Origin of the sequence: Cryomorpha ignava (genome assembly GCF_010686655.1) — a bacterium.
Lineage (GTDB): Bacteria > Bacteroidota > Bacteroidia > Flavobacteriales_D > Cryomorphaceae > Cryomorpha > Cryomorpha ignava.
This window is the reverse complement of record NZ_JAAGVY010000043.1, coordinates 16,222-38,474: the sequence shown is the minus strand read 5'-3', so window position 1 is coordinate 38,474 and position 22,253 is coordinate 16,222. Positions and strand designations below refer to the sequence as shown.

Below are 22,253 nucleotides of genomic sequence, written 5' to 3'. Positions count from 1 at the left end.
AGTCCTTAAAGAGCCTAATTTCGGCATTTTAACCCAGTTTAGAAAGAAAATTCATTCCAGATTCAAGTGACTTATCAACTGTTAATTGTTGATTACTAAATAGTTGCAGGTTTTCTTGCAGGCACTATATAAAGAGTGTATGCGACAGTCCACATCTCATGTTAAGTTGAGAGATCTCAAAGGTTTTCAAAACCTTTGAGGTCTGATTTCAATTGCGTCTCACATTGAGATTGACGGTTCTACGGTGCACCAATTTCTTGAGAATGGCATAAAGCTTGTTCAATCAAATATGTGAAGTTACTATGATGAAAAAAGAAATTCTACTCCTACTCACTTTTATTCTCCCACTTATCTCATTTTCACAAAAGATATATTCAGTTGAGTATGGAAACCAAGCCGATGTAAAAGTATATGTGGTTGAATATGAAAATCAATGTGATTTAAAGGTCTTTAAGGTAGATTATTCCAATCAGGCTGATGGAAATAGAGGCTTGTGGTATTTTGTAGAATACGCCAACCAAGCTGATAAAAAGATATTCTTCGTTGACTATGCCAATCAAAGTGATTTGAAAATTTACTTTGTGAAGTATCAAAATCAAGCGGGCTGGGCGGATAAATCCAAACAACATTTACTGTATTGAGAAATTAAAGCTTTTGAGACCAATTCATTTCTAAGACATCTCATTTTATCCTTCCAACGTAACCCTTACCCAAACCGTCTCTTATCTTTGCAATTAATATATTGGCAGAGTCAACAATAATTGATCTCAAACGTCAAATAAATAGCGGATTTATCCGTTTAAATCTTTGGTGAAAATACCAGTGAAAAAAAGAGTACTCATATTCCGTTTTTGGTTTGCGGCCATCCTTTCAGTGATAATGGCTGTGAGTGCAAAAGCGCAGGTGCTTGAGCCTCCCAATTTGCTTTGCGCCAGCGTGGTGAATGGAGAGGTGGTTTTAACCTGGGAAATTCCGGCAAATTCTCAACCATCTCACTTTTACCGCATTCAGCGCGACCTCAATGATGGAACTGGATTTACCACCATTATTGACGGTCTGGCATTTACATCTACTACTTATACAGACAATGCTGCGGTTGTTGATCCCGGAGCAGGAAAAATTACATACCGCATACAAACTTATGGCAGCGGGAGCTCAGCATGGAGTTCAAAGGTCTCAACAATTTTTCTCACCCTGCCCAATATTGGGACTTCCATAGCGCAATTATCATGGAATGCACCTTACGATCCGCCACCAACCACAGGTTCTTACCAAATATATCGAAATATTGAAGGCGACGGTGAAATTCAGGTCGGCACAGTTTCTCCATCTATCACAACCTATGCAGATACTCTTTTTGGTCTCTGCGATCAGGATGATCCCAACAGGTTGTTTGCAGTGGAGTATAGAGTATCTTATCAACGTCCTGAATGTGAGATGTTTTCTAATCTCAATACCGGAAATTATAAAGACGAGTTGCCACCCGAATATACGGAAATAGAAACGGTTTCGGTTGATCCGTTTACGGGCTTCACCAATATTTCGTGGTACCCTATTACCAATGCTCCTGATTTGATAGATTATACCATTAAAGAATATTTTTCGACCACAGAGCAGGAGGTAATCGGAGTGGTATATGTTTATGAAGGCGTCAATTATTGGGTTTTTGATGAAGATGATAATCTGAATGATGCGACATCATTTCAAATTTTAGCTCACGATACTTGCGGGCAGGAGCTTGGCTTGCCACCTTTTTACACTACTATGCGCGCTAATAGCAGCTATCAGGATTGCGATCAGTTTATAGAACTTATCTGGACAAATTATACAGGCTGGGACGAAGGTGTGGAAAAGCAAAATATATATGTCAATAAGGACAATGCCGGTTATCAGATTGTTGAAACTGTAAGTAACGTTCAGAATGCTATTCAACTCGATATTGAGCCAAACTCATCGTATTGTATTTATGTGGAGGCCGTTTCAAACGGATCTCAGCGACCATCTACCACAAATGCCACTTGCGTGGATACAGATTATCCAGAGGTGATTGACTTCAATTATCTCAACCGGGTAACGACGGTCGACGAAAAACGGATTCAGATTGACCTTTTGCAAGATGTAAATGGAAATGGCACGACCTATCAGCTCCTGCGCGCAAAGGGAGATGATCCATTTCTTCCATTTGGAACTTATTCCGAAACGAATAATCCGCTAATTACCGTTTTCGATACTGATGTTAATGCATCAAACACAGTGTATCGCTATAAATGGAAAGCTTTTGATGGATGCGGCGCAGAGCTGGCAGAATCAAATACGGGTAAAAATATTGTTTTAACTGGGATTACAACCTCCCAAAATCTAATTAATTCATTGCAATGGACCAACTATTCTACCTGGGATGGGGGAGTGGACGAGTACCGAGTGTTGCGCAAATTAGGTTCAGAATTGGATTTTTCGCTGCTCACAACTTTTGGCCCGGGGCAGTTTAGTTACGAAGAAGATATAGAAGCTTTCTTGCTCGAAGAAGGTGAGTTTTGCTATAAAATTGTAGCTGTAGAAGGTACAAATCAATTTGGCAGCGAAACTACTTCAGAGAGTAATGAAGTATGTGTTACCCAAGAACCGCTAATGTGGATTCCCAATACCATTGTCCTTGATGGATATAATAAAGTTTTTAAGCCTGTGGCGGGATTTATTGATTTTGAATCTTATGAAATGGAGATTTACAATAAATGGGGTCAAAAGATTTTTGCGTCAAGTGATATTGAAGAAGGATGGGATGGCACCTATAAAGGCAATAACGTGGCTTCAGATTATTACCGATATATTATTGTTTACAGAGATGGATCGGGTAAATCGTATTTAAAACAAGGGGTTTTATACGTTATAGTTTAAGTTTTAATCCGCAATGAATGTTGTTTTGGGTTATTCTGATTTCTACTTAACATTAATTATACAACCCTAAATACTCATTCATTCTTATAATCTCAAACCGCTGAATATCATCTAAAAATGGCGTTTTTAAAGACTTTTTCACATCATTTCTTCGCTTTTCTAAATTCGGTTGGTCGTAGCCGTTGTTGCGATCGATCTTTACTGTATGATGAGTCCGGTTATTTCACTCAAATAATTCTTACTTTTGCCCGAATTTATTGTACCCTAATAGTGTTCCATGTCATTAAATTCAAGTAAAATCTTAGGAGAAGGGCTCACTTACGATGATGTGCTTCTCGTACCCGCATACTCTGAAGTATTACCGCGGGAAGTCAATATAACATCCCGATTTTCTAAAAATATCATTCTTAATACGCCTATTGTGTCTGCTGCAATGGATACGGTAACGGGCGCAGATATGGCTATTGCCATTGCACAGCAGGGAGGTATTGGTGTGGTGCACAAAAACATGAGCATAGAAGCTCAGGCGCGAGAGGTGCGAAAGGTAAAGCGCTCTGAAAGTGGAATGATCCAAGACCCTATTACACTCATTGAAACAGCCCTTGTAGGCGATGCCTTGCAAATAATGGCAGAGCACAGCATAGGTGGAATACCTGTAATTGATGCCGACAAAAAGCTTGTAGGTATTGTTACCAATAGAGACTTGCGATTTCAGAAAGACAAAAAGAAGCCGGTAAGCGAAATAATGACTCGCGAAAACCTGATTACGGCTACCAAAGGAACGACCCTTCAGCAAGCTGAAATAACGCTTCAGGAATACAAAATTGAAAAATTGCCGGTAATTGATAAGGACAATCGACTGATTGGACTTATTACTTACCGCGACATTATAAAAGTGCGCAAACATCCAAACAGTTGTAAAGACACTTACGGCAGATTACGCGTAGCTGCTGCAATTGGCGTTACCGCAGATGTGCTCGATAGGGCAGGAGCACTGGTAAAAGCCGGTGTAGATGCACTGATCATTGATACTGCTCATGGACATACCCGCGGAGTTGTGGCTGTGCTGAAAGATGTGAAGGCTAAATTTCCAAAAATCGATGTGGTGGTTGGAAATATTGCCACCGCCGAAGCTGCACAATTTCTGGCCGATGCCGGTGCCGATGGAATAAAAGTGGGAATTGGTCCAGGCTCAATTTGCACAACACGCGTAGTTGCCGGTGTGGGAATGCCGCAATTTACCGCTGTTTTAGAAGTTGCCGCGGCACTTGCCGATAGAGATATACCGCTTATTGCCGATGGTGGAATAAGCTACACGGGAGATTTGGTGAAGGCACTCGCAGCAGGAGCCAGCTCGGTAATGATAGGATCTCTTTTTGCGGGCGTAGAAGAATCGCCCGGGGAGACAATAATATATGAGGGACGCAAGTTTAAGTCGTACCGCGGTATGGGTTCTATTGAAGCCATGCAAAAAGGAAGCAGCGACCGATATTTTCAGGAAGACGCAGACGATATAAGTAAACTCGTTCCCGAAGGTATTTCCGGAAGGGTGCCCTATAAGGGGACACTTGCCGAAGTAATGTACCAGCTTATTGGCGGGCTACGCGCGGGAATGGGCTATTGCGGAGCAGAGAATATCAAAAAACTAGGTGATGCCAAATTTATAAGAATTACCAATGCGGGAATCAGAGAGAGCCACCCGCACGACATATTAATAACCAGAGAAGCACCTAATTACAGTATTAAATAATTGCTTAAACCACCTATTAAAAATAGTAAAGCTATGATGAGATCAGTATTTTGTATCGTCCTTTTATTTCTTGGAGTTCAATCTTATGCGCAAAACCAGGACGATCCTGTTCTTCTTACCATCGACAATGATCCGGTAACAAAATCTGAATTTGAAGCCATTTTCAGAAAAAACAACCGTGATAGTTTAATTACAAAAGCAGATTTAGACGAGTACGTTGAGCTTTTTATCAATTTTAAACTCAAGGTAAAAGAAGCCGAAGAACTGGGTATGGACACCATTCCGCAATTTACCAGAGAACTTAAAGGATACAGAGATCAGCTTGCGAAGCCATACTTGGCTGATAAGTCTATGACGGACTCGCTGGTTAAGCAGGCATACGATCGCTTGCAGTATGAGATCAGAGCTTCACATATTCTTATAACACTTCCGCCTGATCCTACTCCGGAAGATACCTTAAAAGCATTTTCTAAAATTACCCAGCTTAAAAAGGACCTTTTAAAGGATCCTTCAAAATTTGCTAAAGTGGCGCGTACGAGCAGTGAAGACCCAAGTGCAGTTAAAAATAACGGCGATCTTGGCTATTTCACAGCATTGCAAATGGTTTATCCCTTTGAGAATATTGTTTACGAAACCCCTGTTGGAGAAATCGGCGGACCTATTCGCACCCAGTACGGTTATCACATTGTGCAAATTACCGATAAGCGTGAGGCTCGCGGCCAGGTTCGTGTTGCACACATCATGATTCGCACAGAAGAGGGCGATCCTGAAGATGTGAAAGTTCGCATGAAGCAAAGAGCAGACGATATTTACGAGAGATTGATGGCAGGAGAAGATTATGCTACACTCGCCAAAAAATTCTCTGACGACCGTTCTTCTTCGGCTCGTAGTGGTGAATTGCCTGCCTTTGGCCCCGGAAAAATGGTGACTGAATTTGAAGAAGCTGCTTTTGCGCTTGATTCAGTAGGAGAGATTACTGAACCAGTAAAATCGCCTTACGGATGGCATATTATCAAATTACTTGAAATCATTCCAGTACAATCTTACGCTGATATGTCGAAAGAGCTGGAAGCAAAAATCACTAAAGATGGCAGATCGAATGTTAGCCGTGAGTCGTTTATCAAACAACGGAAAAAAGAGTATAATTTTCAGGAAGACAAACGTCAGCTAAAACCGTTTTACACCGATATTGACACCACATATTTTACCGGAGAGTGGGTGCCATCTACTAATTTGACAAAATCGAATAAGGCCCTTTTTACCCTTGCGGGAAATGATTATACCCAAAATCAATTTATGGAATTTCTTCAGCAGCGCATGCGTCCGCGTCGCCAAACCGAACAGATAAAAACAATGGTAGACGAAAGCTATGACCGCTGGGTAGAAATTAAAGTAATGGACTACGAAGACAGTCAGCTTGAGAATAAATATCCCGATTTTAAAGTATTGATTCATGAGTATCGCGACGGGATTTTGCTCTTTGACTTGACTGATCAGAAGGTGTGGTCTAAGGCTGTAAAAGACAGTACCGGACTCGCTGACTTTTATCAAAACCATAAAAACGATTTTATGTGGAGTGAGCGTGCCGCTTATGATGTGTATACGGTAGAGAACGAGAAGGAAGGTAAAGCGGTAATAAAAATGCTCAAAAAAGGTAAGAATCAGGATGAGATTCGCGAAAAGCTAAACAGCACTTCAGCGCTGGAGGTAAAGGTGGAAAGTGGCTTGAAACAGCGTGATGAAGTCCCGGTATTAGAAAAAGTAAAATGGGAGCAGGGAGTGTCTGACGTAGTGAATGATAATGAGCAGCTTAAGGTGGTTTACATTAAGGAAATACGCGGTGCCGAGCCTAAAGATTTTGATGAAGCACGCGGAATAATTACAGCTGCCTATCAAAATGCCCTTGAACAAGCGTGGGTAAAAGAATTGCGCGAAGAGCACAAGGTAAACCTCAATAAAGAAGTGCTTTACACAATAAAGTAGAATTTGAAAAACAACATGATTTCCAAGTCAACGCTCTTCCTGATTTTTATGGCTGGAATTCTAATGCTTTCCTGCAAGGATACTTCTGAACCTGAAGAAGACGTTGTGGCCAGAGTGTATGATGATGTACTTTTAAGATCGGAGCTCGCGGCAAAGATTCCGTATGGTCAATCGCCATTAGACTCTACCCGAATAGCAGATCAGATAATTAAAAATTGGATTCACGATAAAGCGGTGCTCAATTTTGCCGAACGCAATTTGAGCGAAAGCCAAAAAGATTTTTCAAAGCAACTTCAAGATTACCGCAGCAGCCTGGTAACGTATGCTTACGAGCGCGAATTGATCAATCAAAAGCTGGATACCGTTATTTCTGATGAAGAAATAAGGACTTATTACGATGCCAATATTGACAATTTTAAGCTTAAAAGTTATATCGTAAAGCTTAGGTTTGTAAAGTTGAGTATAGATGCGCCCAAGCAAAACAAACTGGAAAAGTGGTTTCAAAGCGATGATGAAAAAGACTTTGAAAAGCTGTATGAATACTGCCAGAAATATGCCGAGAATTTTTACTTTGAAGAAAATACCTGGCTTTATTTGCAAGATGTGCTAAAGGAAGTACCTATTAATGAAACCGATTGGGACAATTTTTTAAGAAATACCACGTATTACAGGTTCGAGTCCGGATCATTTCAATATCTTGTGCGATTCTTTGATTATAAGTTAAAAGATGATAGGTCGCCTCTCTCTTTAGAGCGGGGAAAAATTACAGATTTGATATTAAATAGAAGAAAAGTAGAGTTAATAAATAAAATGCGTGAAGATGTTGTAAATGAGTCTTACGCCAATAAAAAAATTCAAGTTAACAAATAGTGAGAAGCGTTTTAATTTTTATAAGTATCTTGTTTTTAAGTGTTTCCAATACGTTTGGGCAGGGAAAAACAATAGATGAAATAATCGCCGTAGTGGGCGATGAGATTATTCTTTACAGCGATGTACAAATTCAAAAAAACCAACTGAAACAGCAGGGATATCCCGGTACCATATCAGATTGTATGGTTTTGGAAGAAATTCTTTTTGAAAAGCTTTTGCTTAATCAGGCAAAACTTGACTCTTTGGAAGTTACAGACGATATGGTAAACGTGGAGCTCGAGAAACGACTGGCGGTTTTTATCAAACAAATTGGTTCTGTAGAAAAGCTGGAGGCTTACTATGGAAAATCGATGGCCGAAATTCGCGAAGAATTTTTTGATGTGCTCAAAGATCAGATCTTGGTTCAGCGCATGCAAGGTACTATTGCCGATGGGCTAAACGTAACTCCGCAAGACGTTAAGGTGTTTTACAATAATATCCCGCAAGACAGTCTTCCCTTTATAAATGCATCGGTAGAGCTTGCGCAAATAGTAAAGTACCCTGAGGTAGGCAGAAGCGAAATAGAGCGAGTAAGAAACCGGTTGCGCGATTTTAAAAATCAGGTAGAAAGCGGGCAAGATGATTTTGAAACGTTGGCGGCGCTTTACAGCCAGGATCCTGGATCATCTTCAAAAGGGGGTAATCTTGGAATGCAATCTCGTGGTACCTGGGTGCCCGAGTTTGATGCAGTGGCTTTTAATTTGAAAGACGGCGAAATATCGGCTCCATTTAAAACCAATTACGGCTGGCATATGATGCAAATGATTGAGCGGCGCGGTGAAATGTACGATGCAAATCATATCCTTTTAATTCCGCAAACTACCTCTTCCGAATTATCGGCCGCACAGACCGAACTTGATTCTATCAGGCTGCTGGTGGTGCGTGATTCCATCTCATTCGCATTTGCCGCGAGCAAATACTCTGATGATGAACGCTCAAAGAATCAAAATGGAATGATGGTAAACAATGCCAAGGGGAGCACGATTTTTGAGATGGATGAACTTGATCCTACCATTTTCATGGCAATAGATACCCTTAAACTTGGGCAGGTGAGCGCGCCTTTTTACTTTCAGGGCGATAACCGCGAAAAGGGATACCGCATAGTGAAATTGATGTCGGAAACAGAACCGCACCGTGCAAATCTCAAAGATGACTATCAATCGCTGCAAAACATGGCCTCTCAAAAACTGAGTGCCGAAAATATGGACAAGTGGGTACAGCAGAAAATCGCATCTACTTACGTTAAAATTATTCCCGCTTATACTGACTGCGATTTTGATTACCCTTGGTTGATAAAGGATGAGGAAGCCTCTAAAGCAAAGAAACTATGAATGATGTAGAAGCTGTAAAAGAGCTTACAAATAAGTACGCGGCCATGCGCAGCGAAATAGGTAAAGTAATTATTGGTCAGCAAAAGGTTATTGACGAGTTGCTGATTACGATTTTCAGCCGTGGGCACTGCTTAATAGTTGGGGTGCCTGGTTTGGCCAAAACCTTACTCGTTAATACCATTGCTCAAACACTTGGGTTGTCGTTTAACCGCATTCAGTTTACACCAGATTTAATGCCAAGCGATATTATTGGATCAGAAATTCTGGATGAGAGCCGCCATTTTAAATTTATGAAAGGCCCCCTTTTCAGCAATGTTATTCTTGCCGATGAGATTAATAGAACACCTCCAAAAACCCAGGCAGCGCTTTTGGAAGCCATGCAGGAAAAATCGGTGACCAATGCCGGGCATAATTATCCCCTGCCTGAGCCGTTTTTTGTTCTGGCCACCCAAAACCCTATAGAACAAGAAGGAACGTATCCACTACCTGAAGCACAGCTTGACAGATTCATGTTCAATATTTGGGTTGATTATCCAACACTTCAAGAAGAAATAGATGTGGTAAAAGCTACCACTTCAGATTCGGATGCTAAGGTGAATCAAGTAATATCGCAAGAAGAGATTTTGCGTTTTCAAAAACTTATTCGCAAAATACCGGTAGCAGATAATGTAGTGGAATACGCTGTAAATGTTGTATCAAAAACAAGACCGGGTACTGCTTTGGCATCAACCGAAGCAAATCAATATTTAAGCTGGGGAGCCGGTCCGCGTGCCTCTCAATTTTTGATTGTGGGAGCAAAATGCCACGCCGCACTTCACGGAAAATTCTCGCCCGATATTGAAGATGTAAAAGCAGTAGCTCTGCCTATTTTAAGACACCGGGTAGTTAGAAATTATCAAGCCGAAGCTGATGGTGTTTCAGTAGAAACAATCATCAACTCCTTGCTCTGATTCTGTTTGAAATTATTTTTCATCCACAGCGCAAGTTTCTACTATTCTCGTATCTTTGTGTATTAATGACACTTAGTAAAATATTAAATTTCTAATGAAGAAAATTGCTATAAATGGATTTGGCCGCATAGGCCGACTTACTTTTCGTGAATTGCTTACTAAAAGCAACGTAGAAGTAGTTGCGATTAATGATCTTACAGATGCGCACACCCTTGCGCATTTATTAAAATATGATTCCAATCAGGGAAGGTTTGATGGCGAAGTTGGTTACGAAGGCAAAGACAGCCTGATTGTAAATGGGAAGAAGATTAAGCTTTTCGCAGAGCGGGATCCCGAAAATCTACCTTGGAAGGAACTCGAAATAGATGTTGTAGCCGAGTGCACCGGAATTTTTAGAAGTACGGAATCTGCGGGTAAACACCTCAAAGCGGGGGCAAAACGCGTTATTATCAGCGCACCAGCCGATGACGATGTGAAAACTGTGGTAATAGGTGTAAACGAAGATACGATTACCGATGCCGATAAGATAATTTCGAATGCCAGTTGCACTACAAATTGTCTCGCCCCGATTGCAATGGTTCTGGACGAAGAGTTTGGAATTAAGCAAGGCTTTATCAATACTATTCACGCTTATACTGCCGATCAGAATTTACAGGATGCACCGCATCGCGACTTGCGCAGAGCGAGAGCAGCGGCTCAATCTATGATTCCAACTACCACCGGTGCAGCTTCGGCTGTTGGTTTGGTGTTGCCCAATTTAAAAGGAAAACTTGATGGAATTGCCACAAGAGTTCCCGTAGCTGTTGGTTCAATGACTGATTTGGTTGCTGTTTTAAACAGAGAAGTTACAGCCGCAGAGATCAATGCCGCAATTAAGAAAGCAGCAAATGGAAAACTTAAGGGAATCGTAGAATATACCGAAGACCCTATCGTTTCTGTAGATATTGTGGGTAGCCGATACAGCAGTATTTTTGATTCTGGCATTACACTAGCCGATGGAAATATGATAAAAGTTGTGGCTTGGTATGATAATGAATATGGCTATTCATCGCGCACTGCTGAACTGATTGCTATGGTTTAACCTTTATCTGCGAGGTAATAATCTATCCGAAAAATGACAGTGAATAGGCATGTGTAACTAAATTGTTGAAAATTCGTTAATAATAAATGCGAATGTCAAGAAATTTTGTGTCTTGAAATCTATTCAGAATATTAACTTCGTACAGAACTTTTATTGATAAATCTCTCTTATCCTATGAAGAATCTAAGATTCTCAATTATCACATTAATTTCGTTCCTTTTTGCTGGTACTGCGTTTTCGAGTGTTTGTACTACAGCGAGCAATGTTACGCCGCGCGAGGCCTTATCCCAAAGCCCTGTTTCGGGTAGTTTTGCAGCAGAGTCATTTTCAGGAGATCCTGAATGTGTTGGTCCTGACGGCCAGGCTGATGCTTGGTATCGCTTTACAGCAAATTCTACTAAGATGTTTGTTCGCGTAAGCGGAACTGGTGATCTAGATTTGGCGCTCGAAGTCGTTAATTCATGCGGCGGAGCAGTTTTGGCTTGTGAAAACAATTCAGGATCAGCCGGAATTGAAACGGCCAGTCTAAGCGGACTTACAATCGGAAATACCTATTATTTTAGAACATATCACGTAGGTGCGGCTCCGGCTATAAGTCAGTCTTTTACTGTAGCAGTATCGTTTATTCCATTGGTTGAGCTAAGGCCAGAACTTTGTGGTATTTCTGATTACACTACCAATGATATTTTGAAATCAACTCAACCATCTTACTCAACACCATTAGTATATTATCAGTGGCGTTTTGAAGAACTTGAAGCTCCCTTTAATGTATACGAAAGAATTGCTTTGGTTCCTACCAATCCGAATTACCGCTTAAAATGGCTTGGTGAAATAGCTTATAATAGAAGCTACAGTGTAAGTGTTCGCATTGCAGTAAATCCTGGTTCAACTGTTGGCGAATACGGGCCGGCGTGCATAATTCAATTGCAGGAAGATGTGCTCACTACGCAATTAGAGGACCAGTACGCTAATGGGATTTTCGATTTTTGCGATGTGGTTGGCGCTGACCCTGTAGGTGGTGCCGATAGGTATAGATGGGAATTCTTCGATTTTACTAATACGCTCAACGTCTACGGAGACAACAGCCAGCGTTTGCTCCGCCTTTCTAAAGTTCCCGGATTAAGACGCGGTCAGACTTATATTGTTAAAGTTTTTGCAGAAGTGGAGGGAATGGAAAGTCCAGCTGGCGAAAATAGTTTTTTGACGATTAACAACGCTGTACCAAATACCGGATTGCGAAATGATTTTTATCCTTGTGGTGCAACATATCCTATCAATTCACAAGTACAGGCCGTAGAGATTTGCAGAGCCCAAAACTATACCTGGAGATTTAGAAATACAAGCCAGCCGCAAGCCGATTTAATTTATACCCGAACTGATGGAAGTCGATTTATCCGCCTAGAGTGGGTTACCGGTCTAATACCGGGCGACAACTACAATGTAGATGTAAAAGCTCGCCAAGGTTTTAAAAATGGTGATTATTCTGCGGTTTGCAATATTACTGTAGGTGCTTCAACATCAGGTTTTGTTGGTGAGGTTTATGCTCTTTATGATGACGAAGAATATATCGATCACGATCCAAATAATGATATTTACTACGAAGTAGAACTTGCTTCTGAAATAGAATTGGTTGTAATGAACAATGGCAGCGCTGCATCAGAAGGAATTGTTTTTGATATATCTTCTTCAGATGTGAATAGCGATACTCGCTTAGAGCTATACGACTTAAACGGTCGCTTAATAGCCGATAGAACTGAGTATGTGGTGCGAGAAGGAAATAGAATAACATGGAAAATACCTGGATTTACATCGGGAATTTACCTTTTGCGCGCTGTAAACGGCGAGAATGTGGTTACAAAAAAGGTATCTGTTTTTTAAGATTTTGATGTAGCCAAAGAAAAAATAAGTAATTTAAGGGGCATTTAGCCCCTTTTTTTATGGAGTCAATTTGGCGTCAAGCTCCTTTTTTAAGACTGGTTATTCCTCTTATATTGGGTGTAACTGCAGGGTTTTCTTTGCCATTAGATTCTGTACTTTTTAAGTTTTTTTTAGGAGGAACACTAGGTTGCTTTGTGGTATTAAACGTTTATGCAAAAACATGGAAATACCACAGATACCAAATGGTTTTTGGTGTAATTTGCAGTGCCGGATTGATTTTTGCCGGTGTGGCTCTTTCTCTTCAGCAGAGACTCAATGCACAAACGGCTTTAATATTACCAACTTTGGGCGATTCTTTCGTGGGTGAAGTGGTGGAGTATCCGCAGATAAAAGAACGCTCTGTAAGTCTTTTGCTTAAATTGAAAATTGAATCGATTAATGATGAGCTAATTTCACTTGCTGATATTCAAGTTTTAAGCTATTCTCCCCATGAATTGCATCTTGATACGCTAAAGCCAGGCGACTTAGTTGCATTTAAATCAATACCCCAGAAACATAAGCCACCGGTTAATCCGGGGCAGTTTGACTATGGGAAGTATCTTTTAAAGAATGGTATAGCGGGTATCGTCTATTTTCATGAAAAAATTAAGGTGGAAAGACCGCTCAATCAGCAGTTTTCGTTAATGGGGTTTTTTCACGAGGTTCAAAACTACTGTGTAGAAATTTTTGCAAATCGAGGTCTGGAGCCGAGAGAACTCGGTGTTGCATCGGCGCTTATTCTCGGAAAGAGATCATTGATACTCGCCGATACAAAAGTTGCTTTTGCCACAGCCGGTGCCGTGCATGTGCTTGCAGTAAGCGGTTTGCATGTTGGGATTATTTATCTGGTAGTAATTGGCTTATTAATTAGAATATTTCCCGGTAAAAAATGGCGACTCACAAATTTGCTCATAACACTTTTCATTTTGTGGTTTTACGCCGGTATTACAGGCTTCTCGCCGTCGGTGCTCCGAGCTGCAACAATGTTTTCGTTTATAGCCGTCGGAAAACATAGCGGAAGGCGGAGCAATATTTACAATATGCTTGCTGTGAGTGCCTTACTTCTCATAATTCTTAACCCTTCCATTATTACAGAGGTGGGTTTTCAACTTTCGTATCTCGCTGTAATTGGAATTTCATTTTTCTTCAAACCCATTTACACCATTTTTATTTTCAAAAGCTGGCTTCCCGATAAAGTCTGGTCTTTGTTTGTGGTGTCTTTTGCCGCGCAGTTGGCAACTTTTCCGCTTAGTATTTACTATTTCGGTCAGTTTCCAAATTTGTTTTTTATTACCAATTTGGTCGTTATACCAGCCGCAATGATCGGCCTATATGCGGGATTACTAACTATCGTGTTCAATTTTATTCCGTTTTTAAGTGCCACGTTTGCGTTCATCTTAAAATGGACTCTTTGGGGGTTAGATACTTTTATTGAATGGGTTTCAGCGCTGCCACTCGCCTTAAGCGAAAATCTTCATTTTAGCCTGCTAGTGGTAATTATGGTTTATCTGTTAATCTTTTTACTTGTAAAATTTTATCAGAATCCCAGAAAGTGGAATTTATGGCTTCCGCTAATAATTATTTCAGGATTGTCGGCTTCCTGGATAGTTCGTAAGATTGTAGTATCCCGGACAGTTGAAATTAGTATTCTGGAAGGATCCAAGGAATCTAATTTAATACTTCGGCAAGGACGTAAAGCTGTGGTTTTTACAAGCGATACGAGCGCGGCTCAATTGGGGAGCAACGCGTTTTATCTCAACGGTTATTTTGATAAAGCCGGAATTGATAAGGTAGAGTGGGAACTGTACGATTCTAATAGATTGAGCAAAACCTTTGCCGCAAATTCCCGAACTATTTTCTTTAATGGACACACAGTTGCTCACTGGAATGCTCCACCAAGCAGTGATGATTTAATCAAGAAAACATCTGATTTTGTAATTCTTTCTAAAGGATTTAAAGCCAGCCGAGATTCCGTATTCCATTCGGGAACATTTTACATTATTGATTCAACCATTCCGCATTATCAGCGAAAGCGAATAATGGAAATTTTACTTAGAAACAATATTGCATTTTGGGATATGCATTATCAAGGGCCTTTCTTTGCCGTACCTAAGCATTCCTTAGCAGCCGAAAGGTAAACCAATATTTAATTTCCTTTCAGTTTTTTAGCTTCTGCTGCCGGAATAATCTGGCCGTTGAATTCGCCCACCACAAATGCATCACCAAATCCTTTATCGTTAAGCGTTCGCAACGCATCTATTGCTTCTTTCTGGGTTTCAAACTTGCTGTATACATACTTGGTATTTCCGTTTGACCCTCTCAGTGGGCGTACATTTCCTAAACTCATGTAGTCGCTCAAAACTTCTGCCGGTACACGACCATCAAATGAGCCAAGTTGAATTGTGAAATCAACAAAATCGGCGTTTATAGATCCAGAGGTTTGCTCTTTTGACACAATATCTTCTTCAGAATTTACAGTAGCGCCTGCTTCTTTAAGGGTAATTCGGTATCCGGCACGGTAAGATGTTACAAAGGCACCGTCAAATCCTTTTAGCAATAAGTTGATTTTGTATTTCGCTGCATCCTGTATGGTTGGAAACGATCCTGACATGTAGCGCGTTAATCCATCATTGCCTTCAATTACAAGCAGTTCGGGAACATCTGAGAATACATCTTTAGACAATTTTGAGCGATAAGCTCCGATCTGTACTCTGAATACTATCTGATTTGGATTAAGGTCAGATGGATTTATGGCGGCATTCAGTTCAGCGATTTCTGACTCGTGTATATCTGTAATCTCTCCAAAATTATTGTAAACCAGTCGCGATTCGATTCCCAATTCATCAATTTCTGCTTTTCGCGAAAGTGCTTCTATAGGATTTTCGAAATTGCCGATGTAATAGGAAGTTCCTTGCGAATTTTCTTCTGATTGAATATCTGCAATGGACAGCATTCTCGAAATCTGATCGCTGCTTAAACTTGTGGTATTACTTATTACAACGCGATATCCTTTGTTTCTATTAGCGGTTTTATCACGTCGTTTGATGTCGGCGGTATAAGTTGCCGATTTTTCGAATTGTAAATTTCCGATTGAGTCTGAATAAATCAAATACATTTTTTCAATCTCCTCATCGGTGAGGGTCACACCATCGGTATTTACAAATGCGTTTGGTGCCGAATTTGGTTCTTCGTCCAAATAATCTGGTACTCCATCGCTATCATAATCAAGCGGGCACCCATAACCATTTACCGAAACTGTAGATGGCGTAAATGGGCATAAATCAATGATATCTGCCACGCCGTCGCTGTCTTCGTCTTCATATTCAAGACCTTCCATATCTGAAGAGCCGAGTGCTGACCCGGGATTTTTGTCTTTAGCAAAATAATGAAGATTATATGCCAGGGCAAGATTTGAATACAAGAGAAAATCGTTTCCTTTTTTAGATGTGTTGTAAGTCGTCGTTTCAGAATTGATATTGTCAATATTGTCAGAAAGTGCAAAATGGAATTCAGCTCCCATGCGCATTGTAAAGCTTTCGGTAAGCTTAAGCATGGCTCCGGCTCCTACCGGTATGGAGAAGGCACGTAAATCGTACCTTTCAGATTTGTCGTTTGTTTCGCGCAGGTCTGTTTCATACACATTGTCACGTATAAGTATGTCGCTGGCATTTGCTTTTGCCGGGCTGAGTGCTCCGCGACGTATGGTTCCATCATCCCAGTAGTGGTATTCATTTCCCTGTGCGTCGTAAAGATCGCCTTTTGGATTAAATTCAAACGTAGAAATACCCAGACTTATATAAGGAGTTACGTTTCTCGTTTTGGGAAGCAGAGCATTGAAATTGTATTCAATGGAAAGCCCGCCCATTCTAATTTCTGTACTAAAATTCTCACTTCCGGCATTGAACTGCTCACTGGCACTTACTTTCCCGAAAAGGGCGTATAAATTTAAATTGAAAGAGTTTGAAATGGGGTTTTTAAGTCCAAGGTTATACGCCCAGTTTAGGTCATAGCTTGTGCCGTGACCACCCAGGTTTCCAACATCTCCAAAATAGGAAAATACGCCGGCACCAATTTCTATTTGGGGGCGTGGAAGGTTGTTAACAGTGGGTTTTAAGGAATCTGCTTGCGCATTAACCTTAAGCTGCGCTAAGGCAAATACTGTCAGTAAACCGATTATGATATATAAGTTCTTGAGGGACATGCACAGTAAATATTATGCACCTTATACTGCAATATCCCACTCAAGGTTCTAAAATATACCGTAATTTAAATCTTCGGTGTGTTAAACATCCGAATTTTTGTCAGACGTTTACTGAAACCACTTCTGGCTTGTAATCATAAGAGCTTCCTGAACGGTAATTCTCTCGCCGTCATTGTAGGCTGTTACAAATGGCCCTTTAAATTTATCGTACTTGGCTGTAATACGCACTCTTCCGTCTCGTGCCGCTTTATACACCTGGTGGTAACCGGTGGTGTATTTAAAGAGACCATCCATGTTTTCTAATTTATACCCTTCGCTAAAATTGTAAAGTTTTGCAAAAAGATCTGTTTTCAGATTGTTTTTTCCAGCTGCTATTTGTACCCGGTAATACACGCCCGTTTCAGGCTCTGGGACATTTACAATATTGGCGTCCGTTCTTCCTTTGTTGGTAGAATTATCAGCTGTTGCATTTTGTGAAGCAGGCTGCTTTGTTTCAGGCTTGGGCGTTTCTTCTGCTTTTGGCTTTGGTTCGGGTTTAGGTTCAGGCTTTTTATCAACTGCAGTACTTTTTTCTGTTTTGGGAATATCCTCACTTTTTGGATTTTCATTTATAGCAGGCACTGTTATGTCAGCTATATCTTCTTCGTTATCAATACTTTTTGCGTCAGTAATTATTGCTGAAGATGTATCGGGATTAGCGGCGAGGATTTCTTCATCCTGAGCAATTTCAGGGGTGGTTTCACCAATTGGTATAGTGATGGTCTCTTCGTCTTTGAGATAAGAAAAGTAGCCGTCAATTTTTGGAGTAGTGGCATCCATGGCAATAACAGGAAGCATTTTATACGAGACCGTTACGGTTTCATTTTCGGGAATGTCGTACCAGATATATTTCACTTTCGTATCGTCGAGCGAAAAGACGGCAGAGCTCGATTTTAAATCAATCACAGTATAACCGTTTGGAATATTTTCTTCGATTTTGGCAAAACCCTGTAATCCTGATTTTTGAATTGTCAAGTCTACCTTCCATTGGTTAATTCCTACCGAAGTTATTTGGCGATCGCTTACTATTGTTGCTGATTTGTTGCTTGCCTTGTCTTGAATAGACGATTTTATTTGATTGGCAGCAAGTGCGCTCGCCTCACCAACAGCAATTTTGTGATCGGGGAGGTCATAATTCTTCCGTTCATTTTCGTAAATATAAGAAAAGCGTGAATCGAGACTAAGATTTCCAAGGGCGGTTTTATCGGCAATAATGCGGTATTTAATGGTGAATTTTTTGGCGTCGGGCAGAGCCATCCAAATAAATTTCGCTTTTTGATCATTGAAAGTAAATGAGGCTCCTGCGCTTTCTACCATTTCGGCAGTTAGCCCGTCACCAAGGGTAATCTGGTATTTTGCAAAACCTGAGACTGTTGATTTGTCAATTTCTACCGTTACCACAGCTTCCTGTCCCGGCTTTAGTTTTTCGGGCGGAGTGTGTGTAATTATAACCTCCGATTTTTGGAAAAAACCTATCAATAGAAACCCGAAAACATTTAATCCGAAAAGAAGCGTTTTAATCATGCCGTGCTGTGATTGCTTAAATAACCTATTTAAACAAATCTATCTATTAACTGCACGTCAATAATGATGATCAATCAATTTTGCGAACAGAATTGTGTTGAAAATGCACGGTTCTAATTAATTACCCTTTTTAGAAGTTTGGCTTGAGCATATACTTTCCATAAAAACGGTCGATATGTTCTACTGCTTCCTCGGGTGTGTTCACCAATCTAAACAGCATAAGGTCTTCTTCGCTTATGGTATGATAATCGTTTAAGAGGGTTTTTTTGATCCATTCAAGTAGTCCGCCCCAATAGTCTTCTCCATAGAGAATAATAGGAAAGCGACCAATTTTTCCGGTTTGGATAAGGGTTAGTGCTTCAAAAACTTCGTCTAAAGTTCCAAATCCACCGGGCATTACAATAAAGCCTTGTGAGTACTTAACAAACATGACTTTACGGACAAAGAAGTAATCAAATTCAATGAGTTTATCGCTGTCGATGTAAGGATTTCCTTTTTGCTCAAACGGTAAGTCAATGTTCATTCCCACGCTGGTGCCTCCACCTCGGTGTGCACCTTTATTTCCGGCTTCCATAATTCCCGGCCCACCGCCGGTTATTACACCATATCCTTTTTCGCTAAGCCGGAAAGCAATCTCTTCGGCGGCGAGATAAGAGGGATTGTCATCTGTAAATCGCGCTGATCCAAAAATGCTTACGCAGGGTTTTATACGCGACATTTTTTCGTAGCCATGTACAAATTCAGACATTATTTTAAAAATGGCCCAGCTGTCATTCGTCTTTTGTTCATTCCAGCTTCTATTCTTGAAAGCCTTTTTTATTTTTTTGTCGTCATCTTCTTCCTCTTTTATCATTTTAATTCTTCTTTTAAGTATTTGGCAGTATAACCCTTATTCTGTTTTACGATTTGCTCGGGTGTTCCTTTTGCTACAACATATCCACCGGCATCGCCACCTTCGGGGCCTATATCTATTATGTAGTCTGCCACTTTAATAATATCTAAGTTATGTTCTACTACAAGAACAGTATTTCCATTGTCAACGAGCCTGTTGAGGACATCAATCAGCATGCTTACATCTTCAAAATGTAAACCTGTGGTAGGCTCATCCATTATGTAAAAAGTGCTTCCGGTGTCTTTCTTTGACAATTCAGAGGCTAGCTTAATTCGCTGTGCCTCGCCGCCCGAAAGCGTTGTAGATTGTTGGCCTAGTGTTAAATAGCCCAATCCCACATCTACAAGTGTATCTAATTTCATTGCTATTTTAGGGATTTCACTAAAAAATGCTGCTGCCTGATTAATAGTCATGTTCAGTACGTCGCTTATCGAGTTTCCTTTAAAGCGTACTTCGAGTGTTTCGCGGTTGTAGCGTTTTCCCTGGCACGTTTCGCATTCTACGTAAACATCTGGCATAAAGTTCATTTCGATGGTTCGCAAGCCAGCGCCCTTGCACGTTTCGCAACGGCCGCCTGAGGTATTAAATGAAAATCTGCCAATTTTATACCCGCGGATTTTAGCCTCAGGCATTTCTGCAAAAAGAGTTCTCACATGGGTGAAAAGGCCGGTGTAAGTCGCCGGGTTGCTTCGTGGTGTGCGCCCAATAGGCGATTGATCTATTTCTATAACCTTATCAATATTTTCGAGACCGGTAATAGATTTGTAGGGAAGTGGCTCTTTTACACCATTGTATATCTCGGCATTTAAGAGCGGATAGAGGGTTTGATTAATTAGTGTTGATTTTCCGCTACCCGAAACCCCGGTTACGCAAATAAATTTACCCAAAGGAAAATCTACATTCACATCTTTCAGATTGTGACCTTGTGCACCCTTAAGGGTTATTTTCTTTCCGTTACCTTTTCTGCGCTTTTTTGGAACGGCTATTTCTTTAGCTCCCGTAAGATAATCGGCGGTAAGCGAATGCATTTTTTCAATTTCCGCACCAGTTCCCTGAGCTACAATTTCACCACCGTGCACTCCTGCAAAAGGTCCAATGTCTATTACATGATCGGCAGCGAGTATCATTTCTTTATCGTGCTCTACTACGATTACCGAATTGCCAATATCGCGTAATGCCTTTAGCGAATCTATGAGTTTATTGTTGTCGCGCTGATGCAGACCTATACTCGGCTCATCGAGTATGTAAAGCACGCCTACAAGTTGAGAGCCAATTTGTGTGGCGAGCCTAATACGCTGTGCTTCGCCTCCTGAAAGAGTCTTAGCACTTCGGTTCAGACTTAAATAATCTAATCCTACATCAGTTAAGAAACCTGATCGGCTGGTGATTTCTTTTAAAATATCCCGTGCAATTCTTTCCTGACGTTTTGTAAGTGTAGCACTTAGATTATTTATCCACGCATCAAAGCTGTCAATTCCCATGCTCGACACCTGAGCTATATTCTTTCCATCGAGTTTAAAAAACAAGGCTTCTTTTCTGAGTCGTGCACCATCACACTTTGGGCACACTACCTGATTCATAAAGCTTTTTGCCCACCGCTGAATAGGAGCAGAGCTATTCTCATCTGCCTGGCGGGCGATAAAATTTACGATTCCTTCAAATTGAACGCTGAATTCATTTGCCCCTGATCCTGTATTTACTTTCAGCGTTTCGTCCGTTCCGTGTAGAATTTTGTCAATCAGCTCGTCATCAATTTCCTTGATGGGCGTAGTAAGTTTAAAATCATATTTCTGTAAAAGTGCATCAATCTGCCCGAAAACCCAATTGTTTTTATAGGTTCCAAGTGGAACGAGTGCACCTTTGTGAATGCTTTTTTTGTCATCAGGAATAAGTTTGTCTTTGTCAATTTCGCTTACCACACCTATCCCGTTGCAACGGCTGCAAACCCCATAAGGCGAATTAAACGAAAAGAGATTTGGTTCCGGCTCCGGGTAGGAAATTCCGGTCGTAGGGCACATCAAATTTTTACTGAAGTGGCGCACCTTTTCTGAATCAAATTGGTGAATCATAAGTGCTCCTTTACCCATTTCCATAGCGGTCGCTACGCTTTGGCGCAAGCGCTCCTTATCATCTTCGCGTACCTCAAGGCGGTCTATAACCACTTCAATATCGTGAATTTTATAACGGTCTAATTTCAGGTTGGGTACCAGTTCGGTGATTTCGCCATCTATCCGCGCACGGATATATCCTTGTTTAGCAATTTGCTCAAACAACTCCCGATAATGGCCTTTTCGTCCGCGAACGAGCGGAGCCAGAATAGAAATTTTTTCTCCTTTATACGATTCTATAATCAGATCAACGATTTGATCTTCGCTGTACTGCACCATCTTCTCGCCGGTCTCATACGAATAGGCGTTACCCACACGCGCGTAAAGCAAGCGCAGAAAATCGTAAATTTCGGTTATGGTACCTACGGTAGATCGCGGACTTTTGCTAATGGTTTTTTGCTCAATGCTTATCACAGGGCTTAAACCGTTTATTTGGTCAACATCAGGCCGCTCCATCGTGCCCAAAAACTGGCGTGCATAAGCAGAGAAAGTTTCTATATACCTTCTTTGTCCTTCAGCATACAAAGTGTCAAAAGCCAGGGATGATTTTCCGCTTCCACTCAAACCGGTGATTACCACGAGTTTATTGCGCGGAATTATAACGTCTATATTTTTTAAATTATGAACCCGGGCACCGCGTACTTCTATTTGGGCCTGATCTTCTAAGATATTT

14 protein-coding genes are annotated in these 22,253 nt (G+C 40.9%); 10 read left to right on the top strand and 4 right to left on the bottom strand.

The genetic code is table 11. The features are described from left to right. Positions 1 to 302: 302 nt before the first annotated feature. The 10 genes from G3O08_RS16965 to G3O08_RS16920 all read left to right on the top strand — a co-directional run bounded on the left by G3O08_RS16965 (position 303) and on the right by G3O08_RS16920 (position 14,954). Positions 303 to 641, top strand: a complete 339-nt coding sequence (locus G3O08_RS16965) for a DUF6150 family protein (RefSeq protein ID WP_239541308.1) — start codon at positions 303 to 305, stop codon at positions 639 to 641. Between the two features lie 181 nt (positions 642 to 822). Then, on the top strand, positions 823 to 2,895 hold the full coding sequence (locus G3O08_RS21765; protein ID WP_163286650.1) for a T9SS type B sorting domain-containing protein: 2,073 nt from the start codon (positions 823 to 825) through the stop codon (positions 2,893 to 2,895). Between the two features lie 277 nt (positions 2,896 to 3,172). Then, positions 3,173 to 4,645: an IMP dehydrogenase gene (gene guaB / locus G3O08_RS16955; protein ID WP_163286649.1), complete on the top strand. Its 1,473-nt coding sequence runs from the start codon at positions 3,173 to 3,175 to the stop codon at positions 4,643 to 4,645. A 33-nt stretch (positions 4,646 to 4,678) separates the two neighbouring features. Next, complete coding sequence (locus G3O08_RS16950) at positions 4,679 to 6,628, top strand: peptidylprolyl isomerase (RefSeq protein WP_163286648.1); 1,950 nt, start codon at positions 4,679 to 4,681, stop codon at positions 6,626 to 6,628. A gap of 15 nt (positions 6,629 to 6,643) precedes the next feature. After that, positions 6,644 to 7,498: a peptidylprolyl isomerase gene (locus tag G3O08_RS16945; RefSeq protein ID WP_163286647.1), complete on the top strand. Its 855-nt coding sequence runs from the start codon at positions 6,644 to 6,646 to the stop codon at positions 7,496 to 7,498. Beyond that, entirely contained in the window at positions 7,498 to 8,868 is a 1,371-nt protein-coding gene (locus tag G3O08_RS16940) for a peptidylprolyl isomerase (RefSeq protein WP_163286646.1), read from the top strand. The genes G3O08_RS16945 and G3O08_RS16940 overlap by 1 nt, the downstream gene beginning before the upstream one ends. Then, positions 8,865 to 9,818, top strand: a complete 954-nt coding sequence (locus G3O08_RS16935) for an AAA family ATPase (RefSeq protein ID WP_163286645.1) — start codon at positions 8,865 to 8,867, stop codon at positions 9,816 to 9,818. Before G3O08_RS16940 ends, G3O08_RS16935 begins: the two co-directional genes overlap by 4 nt. A 94-nt stretch (positions 9,819 to 9,912) precedes the next feature. Then, complete coding sequence (gene gap / locus G3O08_RS16930) at positions 9,913 to 10,899, top strand: type I glyceraldehyde-3-phosphate dehydrogenase (RefSeq protein WP_163286644.1); 987 nt, start codon at positions 9,913 to 9,915, stop codon at positions 10,897 to 10,899. A 174-nt stretch (positions 10,900 to 11,073) separates the two neighbouring features. Further along, positions 11,074 to 12,777 carry a T9SS type A sorting domain-containing protein gene (locus tag G3O08_RS16925; protein ID WP_163286643.1) on the top strand — a complete coding sequence of 568 codons (1,704 nt, stop codon included), beginning with the start codon at positions 11,074 to 11,076 and terminating at the stop codon, positions 12,775 to 12,777. A gap of 59 nt (positions 12,778 to 12,836) precedes the next feature. Further along, on the top strand, positions 12,837 to 14,954 hold the full coding sequence (locus G3O08_RS16920; protein ID WP_163286642.1) for a ComEC/Rec2 family competence protein: 2,118 nt from the start codon (positions 12,837 to 12,839) through the stop codon (positions 14,952 to 14,954). 8 nt (positions 14,955 to 14,962) lie between these two features. Here the strand turns inward: G3O08_RS16920 and G3O08_RS16915 are convergent, their stop codons facing one another. The 4 genes from G3O08_RS16915 to uvrA form a co-directional block, all read right to left on the bottom strand. Continuing rightward, positions 14,963 to 17,017, bottom strand: coding sequence for a thrombospondin type 3 repeat-containing protein (locus G3O08_RS16915; protein ID WP_239541307.1), 2,055 nt, complete (start codon positions 17,015 to 17,017; stop codon positions 14,963 to 14,965). A gap of 108 nt (positions 17,018 to 17,125) precedes the next feature. Next, entirely contained in the window at positions 17,126 to 18,580 is a 1,455-nt protein-coding gene (locus tag G3O08_RS16910) for a hypothetical protein (protein WP_163286641.1), read from the bottom strand. Between the two features lie 130 nt (positions 18,581 to 18,710). Then, positions 18,711 to 19,433 (bottom strand): LOG family protein, encoded by a 723-nt coding sequence (locus G3O08_RS16905; protein WP_163286640.1) that lies wholly within the window; start codon positions 19,431 to 19,433, stop codon positions 18,711 to 18,713. Then, positions 19,430 to 22,249 (bottom strand): excinuclease ABC subunit UvrA, encoded by a 2,820-nt coding sequence (uvrA, locus tag G3O08_RS16900; protein ID WP_163286652.1) that lies wholly within the window; start codon positions 22,247 to 22,249, stop codon positions 19,430 to 19,432. The genes G3O08_RS16905 and uvrA overlap by 4 nt, the downstream gene beginning before the upstream one ends. Positions 22,250 to 22,253 lie beyond the last annotated feature (4 nt).

Bases quoted from the DNA above. Each gene is read 5' to 3' on its own strand.
- gap (WP_163286644.1), top strand. From the start codon at position 9,913: ATGAAGAAAATTGCTATAAATGGATTTGGCCGCATAGGCCGACTTACT.
- G3O08_RS16965 (WP_239541308.1), top strand. From the start codon at position 303: ATGATGAAAAAAGAAATTCTACTCCTACTCACTTTTATTCTCCCACTT.
- G3O08_RS16915 (WP_239541307.1), bottom strand. From the start codon at position 17,017: ATGTCCCTCAAGAACTTATATATCATAATCGGTTTACTGACAGTATTT.
- G3O08_RS16945 (WP_163286647.1), top strand. From the start codon at position 6,644: ATGATTTCCAAGTCAACGCTCTTCCTGATTTTTATGGCTGGAATTCTA.
- G3O08_RS16950 (WP_163286648.1), top strand. From the start codon at position 4,679: ATGATGAGATCAGTATTTTGTATCGTCCTTTTATTTCTTGGAGTTCAA.
- G3O08_RS16935 (WP_163286645.1), top strand. From the start codon at position 8,865: ATGAATGATGTAGAAGCTGTAAAAGAGCTTACAAATAAGTACGCGGCC.
- G3O08_RS16910 (WP_163286641.1), bottom strand. From the start codon at position 18,580: ATGATTAAAACGCTTCTTTTCGGATTAAATGTTTTCGGGTTTCTATTG.
- G3O08_RS16925 (WP_163286643.1), top strand. From the start codon at position 11,074: ATGAAGAATCTAAGATTCTCAATTATCACATTAATTTCGTTCCTTTTT.
- guaB (WP_163286649.1), top strand. From the start codon at position 3,173: ATGTCATTAAATTCAAGTAAAATCTTAGGAGAAGGGCTCACTTACGAT.
- G3O08_RS16920 (WP_163286642.1), top strand. From the start codon at position 12,837: ATGGAGTCAATTTGGCGTCAAGCTCCTTTTTTAAGACTGGTTATTCCT.
- G3O08_RS16905 (WP_163286640.1), bottom strand. From the start codon at position 19,433: ATGATAAAAGAGGAAGAAGATGACGACAAAAAAATAAAAAAGGCTTTC.